Annotated in this window: 11 protein-coding genes and 1 pseudogene; 8 read left to right on the top strand and 4 right to left on the bottom strand. The window is 59.8% G+C overall.

Translation table 11 applies throughout. From position 1 onward, the window contains the following. The first annotated feature begins 29 nt into the window (after window positions 1–29). The 6 genes and pseudogenes from QA646_RS19235 to QA646_RS19210 all read left to right on the top strand — a co-directional run bounded on the left by QA646_RS19235 (window position 30) and on the right by QA646_RS19210 (window position 6,448). The gene (locus QA646_RS19235) at window positions 30–1,283 is read left to right on the top strand and encodes an aromatic ring-hydroxylating dioxygenase subunit alpha (RefSeq protein ID WP_283059851.1); all 1,254 of its coding nucleotides are present in this window, start codon (window positions 30–32) and stop codon (window positions 1,281–1,283) included. Further along, on the top strand, window positions 1,273–2,358 hold the full coding sequence (locus tag QA646_RS19230) for a hybrid-cluster NAD(P)-dependent oxidoreductase (protein ID WP_283059850.1): 1,086 nt from the start codon (window positions 1,273–1,275) through the stop codon (window positions 2,356–2,358). The genes QA646_RS19235 and QA646_RS19230 overlap by 11 nt, the downstream gene beginning before the upstream one ends. A 152-nt stretch (window positions 2,359–2,510) precedes the next feature. Further along, entirely contained in the window at window positions 2,511–3,398 is an 888-nt protein-coding gene (locus QA646_RS19225) for a dihydrodipicolinate synthase family protein (RefSeq protein WP_283059849.1), read from the top strand. 1 nt (window position 3,399) lies between these two features. After that, on the top strand, window positions 3,400–4,746 hold the full coding sequence (locus QA646_RS19220; protein WP_283059848.1) for an FAD-binding oxidoreductase: 1,347 nt from the start codon (window positions 3,400–3,402) through the stop codon (window positions 4,744–4,746). 38 nt (window positions 4,747–4,784) lie between these two features. Continuing rightward, window positions 4,785–4,895 (top strand): annotated as a pseudogene (locus tag QA646_RS19215) (glycine betaine ABC transporter substrate-binding protein); the annotation flags it as partial. A 101-nt stretch (window positions 4,896–4,996) separates the two neighbouring features. Then, entirely contained in the window at window positions 4,997–6,448 is a 1,452-nt protein-coding gene (locus QA646_RS19210) for a CHAD domain-containing protein (protein WP_283059847.1), read from the top strand. A 50-nt stretch (window positions 6,449–6,498) separates the two neighbouring features. Here QA646_RS19210 and QA646_RS19205 read toward each other — a convergent pair whose 3' ends face one another. Then, window positions 6,499–7,587 carry an S-adenosylmethionine:tRNA ribosyltransferase-isomerase gene (locus QA646_RS19205; protein WP_283059846.1) on the bottom strand — a complete coding sequence of 363 codons (1,089 nt, stop codon included), beginning with the start codon at window positions 7,585–7,587 and terminating at the stop codon, window positions 6,499–6,501. Beyond that, on the bottom strand, window positions 7,584–8,306 hold the full coding sequence (locus tag QA646_RS19200; RefSeq protein ID WP_283059845.1) for an SDR family NAD(P)-dependent oxidoreductase: 723 nt from the start codon (window positions 8,304–8,306) through the stop codon (window positions 7,584–7,586). Before QA646_RS19200 ends, QA646_RS19205 begins: the two co-directional genes overlap by 4 nt. A gap of 86 nt (window positions 8,307–8,392) precedes the next feature. On the opposite strand from QA646_RS19200, the gene soxR reads away from it, so the two are divergent. Beyond that, window positions 8,393–8,827, top strand: a complete 435-nt coding sequence (gene soxR, locus QA646_RS19195) for a redox-sensitive transcriptional activator SoxR (protein ID WP_283059844.1) — start codon at window positions 8,393–8,395, stop codon at window positions 8,825–8,827. A 29-nt stretch (window positions 8,828–8,856) separates the two neighbouring features. On the opposite strand, the gene QA646_RS19190 is transcribed toward soxR, so the two are convergent. Continuing rightward, window positions 8,857–9,240, bottom strand: coding sequence for a response regulator (locus tag QA646_RS19190; RefSeq protein ID WP_283059843.1), 384 nt, complete (start codon window positions 9,238–9,240; stop codon window positions 8,857–8,859). 7 nt (window positions 9,241–9,247) lie between these two features. Then, on the bottom strand, window positions 9,248–10,225 hold the full coding sequence (locus QA646_RS19185; protein ID WP_283059842.1) for an HWE histidine kinase domain-containing protein: 978 nt from the start codon (window positions 10,223–10,225) through the stop codon (window positions 9,248–9,250). Between the two features lie 484 nt (window positions 10,226–10,709). Between QA646_RS19185 and QA646_RS19180 the strand changes: the two genes are divergently transcribed. After that, the gene (locus tag QA646_RS19180; RefSeq protein WP_283059841.1) at window positions 10,710–12,644 is read left to right on the top strand and encodes a methyl-accepting chemotaxis protein; all 1,935 of its coding nucleotides are present in this window, start codon (window positions 10,710–10,712) and stop codon (window positions 12,642–12,644) included. Window positions 12,645–12,751: the final 107 nt, after the last annotated feature.

The raw sequence follows: 12,751 nt of genomic DNA, 5'->3' as shown, positions 1-12,751 counted from the left end.
ATTGTGTATCCAACGCATAAGGTAAGATCATGCTACAGACATTCGCTTCGCCAATTTCCTCGCTGCTGGACAGCCGAGCCGAGGGTCATTCGCTTCCCGCCGGACTCTACACCAGAGACGATGTTTTCCAGGCCGACCTCGATGTCTTTTTCAGGAAGCATTGGATCTGCATCGGTCTCGACTGCGATGTGCCGGAGCCGGGCGATGCCATGGTCGTCGACATCGGAAACAGCAGCCTGGCCATTTTGCGGGATGACGACAACCAGATCCGCGTCGTTCACAATGTCTGCCGTCATCGCGGCTCCCGCATCCTGAACGCGGGATCGACGGTTATTTCGAAGCTGGTCTGTCCCTATCATCAATGGACTTATGAGCTTGATGGCGAACTGACATATGCGCCTCACATGGGCTCAGACTTCGACAAGAGCTGCAAGAGCCTGCGCCCCGTGAACTTCAAGTCGATCGGCGGCCTGATCTACGCCTGCCTGTCCGACAATCCTCCCGAGGACATCGATCTGCTCGAACAGGTTATGACGGAGCGCCTGGCTCCCTACGATATCCGCAACGCCAAGGTGGCTCACCAAACAGATGTCATCGAGGATGGCAACTGGAAGCTCACGATTGAAAATAATCGCGAGTGCTATCACTGCTCCGCCAACCATCCGGAGCTGTGTGTATCCTTCGTCGATCTCGACTTCGGCTTCGATCCAGAGGCATTGAGCCCGGAAGATCTGGAAGAGGCAAGGGAGCACGAAGCACTCTATGCCGAGCGCACCAAAAGCTGGGAAGCGGATGGTTTTCCGTCCGCCGCCGTCGAGCAGCTCGTGGATTGCGCCACGAACTTCAGGACCCAGCGCCTCATCATCGCCGGCGCCGGCGAATCCCAGACGCCCGATGCGACGGCCGCGTCCTCCAAGCTCCTCGGCAGCATCACGCGGAAGGACCTCGGCGACACCCATCTTTGGGGTCACAATAGCTGGAATCACTTCATGGGCGACCACGCCGTCGTCTCGATCGTCATTCCGCTTTCGGCTGGAAAGACGCTGGTTCGTACCAAGTGGCTGGTCCACAAGGATGCCGTCGAGGGCGTGGACTATGATCTGCAGAAGTTGACCGACGTCTGGATCGCGACGACCGATCAGGACGCCGAGCTCGTTGCCAGGGCACATGCCGGCGCTCTCGATTCGGCCTACCTTCCCGGCCCTTATTCGCGCTTCTCAGAGACCACCCTCGACAAATTCGCAACGTGGTACATCGACCGGATGCGCGCTAATGGATACTAATGCGATGCAGACTTCGTTGGCTCCGCAGAGGGCGGAGTTCTGGGATATCGAGCGTGATGACACCCTCGTCTGTATAGACGTTCATCAGGAGACGCATGACGTGAAGAGTTTCACGTTTGCCTCTCCCCAGGGCAAGCATTTCGCCTTCCAGGCCGGACAGTACTTTCTGTTCGACTTTGCCATCGGTGCGGACACCGAGAGCCGCTGTTACAGCATCTCGTCCTCGCCGCAGCGCACAAATGCTTTTACTGTGACGGTGAAGCGAGTTGCGAATGGGCGGGTTTCGAACTGGCTTCACGACAGCATGGCCGTCGGAACCGCCGTCAAGGCGCAGGGGCCGCTGGGCCACTTCGTTCGACCCAACACGGCTGGCAAGTTCCTGCTGCTCTCCGGCGGATCGGGCATCACGCCGGTCATGTCCATCCTCCGGGACTTCGGCGATACATGCCGCCCTGCCGACATCGTCTTCATGCACGCCGCCCGCTCTCCACGGGATTTCATCTTTCGCAAAGAGCTTTTGAACCTCGCCGCAAGGATGAAGACAGTCAGGCTGCATTTCCTTCCCGAGGTCGTGGCTGGAGAACCGTCCTGGTCCGGCCTGACGGGCCGGATCTCCCCCGAATTCATGAAGCTTGCAGTTCCTGATCTCGCCGAGCGGACCGTGATGTGCTGCGGCCCCGCGCCCTTCATGGCCGCAGCCCGCGCAATCGCTGCGGATCTCGGTGTGCCCCCGTCGAGCTATATCGAAGAGAGCTTCGACGCCGCTGTCATCGACGAGGATAAGGTCGCCGCTCCGGCAGCACCGGTTGCAAAGGTTTACCAGGTCGAGTTCTCGAAGCAGGCGCGCAAGATCGAGGTGGCCGACGAGCAGACGATCCTGAGCTGCGCCAAGAAGGCCGGTGTCAGGATTCCCTCATCCTGCGCCAACGGCGTCTGCGGCACCTGCAAATCGAAATTGGTGTCCGGCTCGGTGGATATGAAGCACAACGGCGGTATCCGCCAACGCGAGATCGACGCGGGAATGTTCCTTCCCTGTTGTTCCAAGCCTCTAAGCGATCTCGTCATTGAGCGTTAATGGACATTCGGGCCACGCTGGCAGCAAGCAGCACGAGAGTCGGCGCGCACGGGCGACGTCGGCTTTCTGCTCGACCTCCGAGCCGGTACACTCAGTTCGAGGCCATTTGCCTCGATCTTTCAGCAACCTAAACATCGGGGGACACAACAAGAATGTCTGACTTCCCGTTTCCAGGCCTCAACCTCGCCATCGCCACGCCGTTCGACGATACCGGACGCATCGACTACGGCAGGCTCGAACACAATGTCGAGCGCTATCTCGCAGCGGGCGTCAGAAGCTTCCTGCTTAGCTCCGGCACCGGAATGCACGTCTATCTTTCCAAGGAAGAATCCGAGGAACTGATCAAGCGCGGCGCCCGTATCGTCGACGGTCGGGCAAAGGTGATCGCTCAGACATCCGCTCTCCTGATAGAGGACGTGGTGGAGCGAACGGTCCGCGCGCGCGATGCCGGCGCCGAAGGCGTCATGGTTCTTCCACCGTTCTTCGAAGGGCCGACCGACGATCAGGGGATCCTTGATTTCTATAGCGAGGTTGCGAAGGCGGGGCTTCCCGTCATCGGCTACAATGTACCCCAGGCCGTCGGCGTGGCGATCACGCCTGAACTTCTGGAGAAGCTGAACGAAATTCCTGGATTCTGCGCCGTGAAAGACAGCGGCGGAGATCTGGCGAAGCAAGCGGCGCTCATCCGCACCGGCCGGTTCGTGATGAACGGCGCCGACCCTCTCGTTCCCTATGCACTCTATGCGGGATGCGACGGTTTGATCTGGGGCGGTGCGAACTTCGCTCCGCGAACCTGCGTCGCGCTCGTCAATGCGGCGGCGGAGCGCAAGTGGGACGAGGTCCGCGAACTCTGGAAGATCCTGGAGCCGGCTATGGGGCTGATCTGGGAAGGTGACTACGTGCAATCCGTCTACACGGCAGCCGAACTGACCGGTTATGGCGCAGGCGTGCCGAGAAAGCCCTTCCGCGGGCTCGCCTCCGAGAAGGTTCCGCTTCTCCGTAAATCTCTCGAAGCGCTCATGGAGCGGGAAGCAATCTGACGTGGGCGAAACCGTGGGAAATGTCTATGTGGCATCCAGGCTCCCGAAACGCGCAGGCGTCTCGGGCTGGGTCGCAACGCTCCCGCCGCGGACGCCACGACCAGCCTTGCACGGCCCTATCACTGTCGACGTCGCAATCATCGGCGGCGGCTTCGCGGGGCTTTCCGCCGCCCGCCGCATTTCGCAACTGGACCCTACCGTCCGTGTGGCCGTCCTTGAGGCTGGTGTCGTCGGCGAAGGGCCGGCGGGGGCAAACTCGGGGTTCATCATCGATCTTCCCCACGAGGTTTCCTCCGACGATTTCAGCGGCGAGTCGGAGGCCAAGTTCAGACAATCCGTTCTGATACAGCGGTCTGCGGTCGCCCTGGCTACGGAGATGGCGGCGGAAAACGGTTGGGGCAAGGACATTTTCGATCCTTGCGGCCGCTACAGCGTGGCGATGAGCGCGGACGGCGACGAGCGCCTGAAAGCCTATTCCGGGCAGCTATCCAATATGGGCGAAGCTCATCGCCTTCTCAAAACCAGCGAAATCGAGGCGGTGACCGGATCGAAAGCCTTCACTTCCGGTCTCTTTACGCCTGGCACGGTCATCATCCAACCCGCCGCATACATACGCGGGGTCGCCGACTGCCTGAAGGAACCGGTCTCGCTGTTCGAGCAAACGCCTGCCCTCTCCTTCGGACGCTATGGCGCAGGCTGGTTGGTGAAAACCCCGCAGGGATCGGTGCAGGCGGCCAAGATCATCATGGCCAACAATGGGCACGCAGAAAGCTTCGGCTTCTTCCGGGGACGACTGCTGCATGTCTTCACCTATGCGTCCCTTACTGAGGAGTTCGATCCGTCACGATTAGGCGGCGAGCGAAAATGGGCGGCCACGCCGGCTCTGCCGATGGGTACAACGGTACGACGGCTTCCCACCGCCGGCGGTGATCGAATCCTGGTGCGATCGCGTTACAGCTACAATCCGGGCATCGCAGTCAGCGACGCCGCAATTCGCAGAGCCGGCCGGCTGCACGATGGGAAGTTTGCCCATCGTTTCCCCGCCTTGGGCGGTGTCGGAATGCAGTACCGGTGGGCCGGCGCGATGGCGCTCACCCGCAATCATGTTCCGGCCTTCGGGGAAATCGAACGTGACGTCTTCGCGGCATGCGGCTGCAACGGCCTTGGAGCCTCGAATTCCACGGCGGCCGGTATCGCTGCCGCAGAGCTTGCCCTGGGGCACGAGTCCGAACTTGGTCGCGTCTACCGTCAATTGGCCGCTCCGACATCCCTGCCGCCACAGCCTCTGACCACCATTGGAGCGAAGCTCCATTTGGCCTACCGGGAATGGAGCGCGGGGGCCGAATAGGAAGGAAATTTCATCTGCGCCGTCGGCGCACATGACATACCGGCTCGGCCGCCGGCCTCGACGCCTCGATGGCGAAGGCGTATGAGCAAAAGAAGGGCTGGCTGGGCTTCTACTGGGCGCCGACAGCGCTGCTCGGCAAATACGAGATATGGCGTGCCCTATGACAAGGAGCAGTGACTTGGCTGAACCAATCACCACTTGAGGCGTTATAGGTTCTTATGGGGTATCAAATATGCGCCGGGGGTCTTGCATGTCGTCTGAAGTCGAACTGAAGCTTGAACTTTCCACCAAAGCCGCAAGGCGGTTGCTGGGGTTCAATCCCCTTGCCCACCCCGACAAGGTACTGAAACAGACTTCAACCTATTTCGACACCGACGACCACAAGCTTCTCCAGAACGGATTCACCCTTCGCATCCGTCGGACCGGCGATGTCCATGTCCAGACTGTGAAAGCGGTGGGCCGGAGCCAGACTATTTTTGCCCGATCGGAATGGGAGACCCCCATCGAAGGGGACACGCCCGTCGTCGACAATTCCAGTCCGCTGAAGACCGAATTAGGTGACGGACTTGCCCTGCAGCCCGCATTCAACGTGGAAATCGAGAGGCGCCTTTGGACTGTGGAGGAAAATGGCTCCCAGATCGAGGTGGTGATCGACCAGGGATCGGTCATTTCCGGTGACCGGAACTCCGCCGTGCGGGAAGCCGAGCTAGAGCTGAAGGGTGGCAACCAGAAGGATTTGTTCGTATTCGCGCGCAAGATCGAAGCGATCGCTCCCATTCGTTTTGGCGTTCGTTCCAAGGCAGAAAGGGGCTTCGCGCTGATCGAGCAACAGAAATCCGTATTCAAGGCGGAGCGTCTCTACCTCGATCAGGACATGCGTGCGTCCGATGCTTTTCAAACGATTGCCGCCTCGTGCTTCCGGCACTTTCGCTTGAACGAGGACGTTCTGCTGCGGCAAAGAAATGCCGAAGCGCTGCACCAGGCCCGCGTGGCGTTGCGTCGCCTGCGCTCGGACTTCTCGCTCTTCAAGCGATTGCTTCCGGGTGATGAGCCGCAGCGGCTGAAGGACGAGCTCCGCTGGTTGGCCGGAGTGCTTGGAGAGGGGCGCAATCTGGATGTGCTGCTGGCAAAGGCGGCGGACCCAGACCTGCGGGATCGGCTGAAGGACGCTCGTGAAGCCGCTTACGACGAAGTGGTCGAGGTATTGGACTCCAGTCGCGCCCGCGCGCTCATGCTGGACTTTAACGAGTGGCTTCGATGTGGCGAATATCTTTCGCTGCCGGAGACTGAGGATGTTCGGGAGCTGCCGGCGCCGGAATTTGCGGAAATGGCGCTCAATCGGATGCGCAAGAAGCTGAAGAAGCACGGGCAGGCGCTCGCGAAAGTCGACGATCAGCAACGCCACCAGGCTCGCAAGGACGCGAAGAAGCTGCGCTATGCGGCCGAGTTCTTTGGATCGCTGTTCGACGACAAGCGCGGCGCCCGTCGCCATCGACGTTTCATCGGCGCAATGGAGGAGCTTCAGGACCATCTTGGATCGCTGAACGATCTTGCAACCGGGCCTGACGTTCTGCGCAAGCATGGTCTGGCGGACCATCCAGCTTCTGACAGCGTTCTCTCGCATGCGGACAAGGATGCTTTGATAGACGATGCGCAGGTTTCGCTTGACGACGTGCTGGACGCGAAGCGGTTCTGGCGGTGAACATCATCACCCAGTAAGGGCACGCCTTTGAGCTTGGGCCTTTTCGAGAATCATGGTGATCTCTCTGGCTTCGTCTCAAGCACTTCAGTCGGGCTCCGTTCGCCGGCAGCGGCGCCGGCCGGCAAATTATACAGCACGGAATCGCCGAATTCATGCGTGCGATAGCCGCCTGCGGTAAGCGCTGCGGAAGTCTTGGTGAGCAGGGCATCGTCGGCGAAGGCGCGCAGGAGCTCGAAATGGCTTTCACCGGGCTGGTGGACGCCTGTGAGAATCGCATCGACTACACGGAGCGGCGTGCTCTGCGCGATGCGTCCGGTTGCGACGCCATTTCCGGCACGAACGCTGCCATCGGGACTGGCGGCTGCCTCGAGCGCGCGCACGACGCTAGTGCCGATCGCGATGATACGGCCGCCGCGGAGTTTTGCTTGCGCAACCTGCGCGACGGTGCATTCGGGGATGTGGTATGGCTCGTCGAAAGGGAGACGCGCGTCGAGCGCGGGATCGCCGGTGGAGGAAATGCCTGCGGCATGCGTGAGTGCTGCGAAGTCGATGCCGCGCCGACGCCAAGCCTGAAGCATGCGCCAGTCAAGCGCGAAGCCTGCCGACGGCGCCTCGAATGCGAACGGGCGGGCGGCAATCTTCGTCCAGACATCCCACAGTACCAAGAGCTCGGGAACGTGCGCATATTGGATCGGCCGGCCGTGCTGCGCCAGTCCCGCAAATATCGCTGCGTGATTACCGAGGAAGCGCAGTTCAAGAAGTCGAGGATGGTCGAGGAGGCGCTCGACCATTGCTTCAAGTGGACCGAGCCGGAGGCCGTCGCCTATTGAAAGCGCAGGCGGAGGCAGCCGGTCTTCCGTGCGTGTCCGATGATCGCCCGGGCCGAAGGCAATCGCTACGAAGCGGCTGGGATCGGGAAGCGATAACCAGCCCGCCAGGCGGATCTCGACCGCTTTGCTGCTCGGGACATGCATACCGCGCAAACTGGCAGGCAAGGTCGCGGCGTCATTGGCGACAACCAGATCGCCGGGATTGAACTGCGTCGCAAGCCTACTGCGCGGCAGGTGGCGCATCGTACCACCCGCCTCGACCACGAGCAGCTTGGCGGAGTATGGGTCGGAACGGTCGGCGGCGATCATGCCTGTCCTCCAGCCATGAGCCCAGCACGGACCGGCAACGCGTTGAGCATCTTCTCGATGATCTCCGCCGCAGCGAGGTCTGGGGCCTTCAAGGTCGACGGATCAGCGTCCGGAACCGCCTGTGCATGAAGCGGCGTGCCCATATCGCCGGGATCAACCGCCAGAAGCCTTACACCGTCGGCTTTCGCCTCCTCATCCCAAATCGCCGTAAGATGGGCAAGTGCGGCCTTGCTGGCTCCATACGCCCCCCAGCCGGAATAGGCGTTGACCGCCGCGTCGCTGGAGATGTTGATCACCAGCGCGCCGCGGCCCTCGCGTGCAGACGCGGCAAGCGCACCGAACAGCGCTTTCGTCAGCCGGAACACGCCGACGAGGTTGACCGCAAGTGCTGCTTCCAGCTCCTCGCACTCGGTATCGGCCAGAAGCGCCAGAGGGACCGGACCGAGGCACGACGCATTGTTGATCAGGACCTCGAGCCCGCCGAGATTGGCCGTGACCTGCATCGCGATGGGGTAGATCTCGCCCTTCTTGCCTATGTCGGCAACAATGCCATGCGCGCCCGTCTCGGCCGCAACGCGTTCGACCTTCTCGGCGGTGCGAGCGACAAAAGCGACACGGGCGCCTTTCGCGGCAAGCTGCCGCACAAGCGCCAGCCCAAGGCCGGAAGTGCCCCCCGTGACCGCAACGCGAAGTCCCTGAAAACCGTAATTCGTATGCATTGCCGGTGCTCCTTCAATGAGTACGAACAACTGCTACAAGTTCAAGTTAACTTGAAGTCAAGCGGGAATCGTGCTTTTCTTTACGCATGGACCCGATGCTGACCATCACCGACGTGTCACGACGCAGCGGCATTGCCTCATCGGCCCTGCGCTTCTACGAGGAGCGTGGGCTGATCGCATCCGAACGCGCCGGTTCTGGGCACAGGCGCTATCACCGGTCCGTATTGCGCCGGATCGCCTTCATCGCCTTCGCCCAACGGATCGGGCTGACGCTCGAGGAGATCGGCGCCGAGCTTGCCAAGTTGCCGGCCGATAGAGTGCCGTCGCGTCGGGATTGGTCGCACTTGTCGGGCGCATGGGCAAAGCGCATCGATGAGCGCATAAGCGAGCTGCAGCGCCTGCGGTCTGGACTGACGGAGTGCATCGGCTGCGGCTGCCTGTCGATCGACCGGTGCAACCTGGCGAACCCCGCCGATGTGGCAGGACGGAAGGGACCAGGGCCGCGCTATTGGCTGGGTTGAGCAGGCGCAGCCGACATTCCGCTCCAGTTCTATATCCCAAGAGCCTGGATCGCATCGAGCAGGTGTTTCATCTCGGTTGGTTTTCCAACATTGACGGCGCTGGCAAGGATTGCATCCCGGGCGAGTTCGGACCTTTCGCATGCGCTTGCCAGGACGAACGGCACGCCCAGGGACTTCAATAGAATTGCGACAGGCGTCACCTTTCCATCGCCCAGACTGACATCCAGGACCGCTGCATCGGGACGTTCTTCTTCCAGGAGATCGACGGCACCTTGGACTGAACCAACTGGTCCGAGCACGCGGAAGCCTTCCTTGATCAACGCTGCCCTGAGATCCATCGCTATGAAGAACTCGTCTTCAACGATGAGGATGAGGCGCCTGCGTTCATCGTCTCCTTTCGCAGGTCCGCTCATCAGATCCTCACATCGGGAGTTTGATCGTTGCTCTCAAACCAGTAGCACCATAGATAAGTTCCGCCTCTCCGCCCAAATGGGCAGCGCTGCCCTCGATTAATTCCGTGCCGTAGCCTTTGCGCATTGGCGCTCTCACGGCCGGCCCGTTCTCCTCCCGCCACTCATATTTCAGGTAGGTTCGGTCCTTTGGGCCGGTTTCAAGCGACCACTTCATATGGATTTCACCTTCTGGAACAGACAAAGCACCGTATTTTACTGCGTTGGTGGCCAGTTCATGGATGATCATGCTTACCGGAAGGACCTTGGAACTCGACAACTGGACAGTCGGGCCGTCGAAATGAATCCGATCCATGCCGGTTTCACCGACTGAGTTTTTCAGCAAAGCCGCAAGATCAGCCGTTCCTTTGTTTGAAACGAATTCCTGGGCGCGTAGAGCGACCTCCACCCGCCCCAGGAAGGCATCGCGATATTCATTTGCGGTCCGGTCTTCGGTACCTGTTTGCATCGCAATCGCACGCACGACTGCGAACAGGTTTTTCATGCGGTGCCGGCTTTCGGAGATGATGAAGTTTTGTTCCGCTTCATGGCGCTGTCGCTCGGTAACGTCGTCGAAAAGCACGAGGATGTTGGTGCTGTTGTCGTCGGGGTGAATGAGGCGACGCGCATCGACGAGGAAAGTCCGCCGACCGATCACGGGGAAGTCGTGCGTCACTTCAAATCCGATGACGGCAGACGCTTTTGGAATGACCAAAGCAATGAGTTGCCGAAGCTCTTCAATGTCCCATTGACCGTTACCGAGGTCAAAGAAACTGCGCCCCAAAATGTCGTCGCGCTCGACTTTAAAGGTGCGGATAAAAGCGTTGTTGGCAGTCGCTACACAAAAACCCTGGTCCAAGACGACCACCGGCTGGGTCATCGTATCAACGACGCCTTGTGCTTGGACATGACTGCTTCTTAGCAAACGATACAAGTCTTCCAACATCATCGAGAAAATCTTTCCCTGGCTAGAAGTATCCTCATATTGACGCTTCGGTGTAACGCTCCGATGCGCGTCAGGTTGCATGCAAAGGCCTTATTTAGCTTGAAAGAGCTACCAAGGATGATGATTGGGCACCAAGACAAGGATGACAGCTTCAGATGGTTTTACAAGCGGCTCTCGTGGGCGGAACAGCCATTCGTAGGTGACCAGGAGTCACCCGTATTTCAGGCGCAGGAAGACGCTGCGATTGCGACAACGAAGTGAACATGGACTTGTGCGTCATTCGGATCGGAAAAGCACCGGGGAACCCGGCGAGAAGCACAAAACAAGCTGTTGAGCCTGTCACCCATGGTTCAAGGCTTCATCGAAACCACGGCAGAAGACGCCAAACATATCCGCTTTATGAATATTTCTGAAAAATTCATTCATTATTAAATACAATTTAAGCAAATAGCTCTAGTTGAAACCCATTTTTATTAGGGCAACTTTTATGAACATCAGTATTGCAAAGAGCCTTATTGCTTTCGGTGTCGTGATGACCATAGGGCTTGTTGGCTCGGTAGGGTTGCAGCAAATCGCCTTGAACCGGCTCAAAGTGAACGGGCCGATCTATGAGCAGGTCGTCAATGGAAAGGATCTCGTTGCCGATATCCTGCCGCCGCCGCTTTTCGTGGTGGAATCCTATATGTTGGCTTTGGAAGCCAGTGATTTTCCGGAGCTTGCCGACGCGAATGCGGCCAAAATCGCCAAGCTCCAACAAGACTACAATGAGCGTCGCGCTTACTGGAAAACCTCAAGCTTGCCGCAGGGTTTGAAGGATCAACTGGCCAATGCGGTGCTGACCAAATCCGATGTCTTCTGGCAGGAAATGGACGGCGAGGTTCTCCCCGCACTGGCGGCTAAGGATACGGCAAAGGTCAAGGAGCTGCTCGTCCATCTCAAAGGCACGTTCCACTTGCATCAGGACGCCGTCGAGGAACTGGTGACCAGCTCGAACGATTTTCTCTCGGGTCAGGAGACGGGTGCGCGCGAAGAGATCCATCGCTGGACGATATTCTCGCTCTCTGCTGCTGGCGGATCCATACTACTGCTGATTGGCGGAACACTCCTTTTGCGACGCAGGGCGATCGTGCCCCTGGAAAGCATGAGGGCCTATATGGGCGTGCTTGCCGGTGGCGACTACACCAAAGAAGTGCCGCATTCCGAACGCTCCGATGAAATCGGCGCGATGGCGAAGTCGGTTGCCGTGTTCAAAACCAAGGCTCAGGAGCACCAGCGGCTCGAGACGGAGGCGGAAGTCAATCGCGCGCTTTCCGAACGGGAACGGGCGGAGCAGGAGCGTATCCGTGCGCGGGAGGCGGCAGATATCAAGTTCGCGGTCGATGCACTCGCCGACGGTCTCGGCCAACTTGCCAACAGCAACCTCACACACCGGATAGATGTCGCCTTCGCACCGCAGCTCGACGTCGTGCGCCGAGACTTCAACGCCGCGGTAGAACAGCTTGAGGATGCTCTGCGCGAGGTCGGCCAGAACGCGCAGGCAATTGCGACCGATTCCAACCGGGTCAGCTCGGCGACGGGCGACCTGTCCAAACGGACGGAACAGCAAGCCGCTTCTGTCGAGGAGACCGCGGCAGCCCTCGAACAGATCACCACCACTGTCACGGATTCCAGCCGCCGTGCGGATGAAGCCGGCCGGCTCGTCGTGACAGCTCGCGAAAATGCAGAAAAATCAGGCGAGATCGTCCGCCGCGCGATCGCGGCGATGGGTGAGATCGAAGCATCTTCAAACGAGATTTCAAACATCATCGGCGTCATCGACGATATCGCTTTCCAAACGAACCTTCTGGCGCTGAATGCAGGTGTCGAGGCGGCGCGGGCCGGGGAAGCCGGCAAGGGCTTTGCCGTCGTCGCTCAGGAAGTGCGCGAGCTTGCGCAACGCTCGGCGGGTGCTGCCAAGGAGATCAAGACGTTGATCAACACCTCCGGCGAGCAGGTGAAGAATGGCGTGGCCCTCGTCGGGGAAACCGGTCAGGCGCTCGATCAGATCGGCCGGCAGGTGGAGGCCATAAATGCCAACGTGGCGGCGATCGTCGAAGCGTCGCGAGAACAGGCAATCGGCCTCAAGGAAATCAACCAGGCAGTCAACACCATAGATCAGGGCACGCAACAGAATACGTCCATGGTCGTGGAATCCAACGCCGCCAGCCATAGCCTTGCGAACGAAGCCGAAGCTCTCTTCAATCTTCTCGGCCGCTTCCGGATCGGCGCAGCCAATCAACCGGCCGTAGCCCCTGTCGCAGAAGCACATCAGCAGCACAGGCCCGTCGAGTCGCCGGCACGCAGACTGTCGGCGAAGCTGGCAGGCGCTTTTGGAGGGAGAGCAGCAGCGGCAAATGCCGCGACCTCCTGGGAGGAGTTCTAGGGCGCAAAACGCATGTCTTCCGCGGGATGCTCGTCACAGTGAAGCGGAAGAGCATTTTTATCGGGCAAATGGTCTTCACGGCAACAGCGGTCGCTGCTTGCCCGATG

This window comes from Rhizobium sp. CB3090 (assembly GCF_029714285.1).
GTDB lineage: Bacteria > Pseudomonadota > Alphaproteobacteria > Rhizobiales > Rhizobiaceae > Rhizobium.
This window is presented reverse-complemented; position numbering and strand designations above follow the sequence as displayed.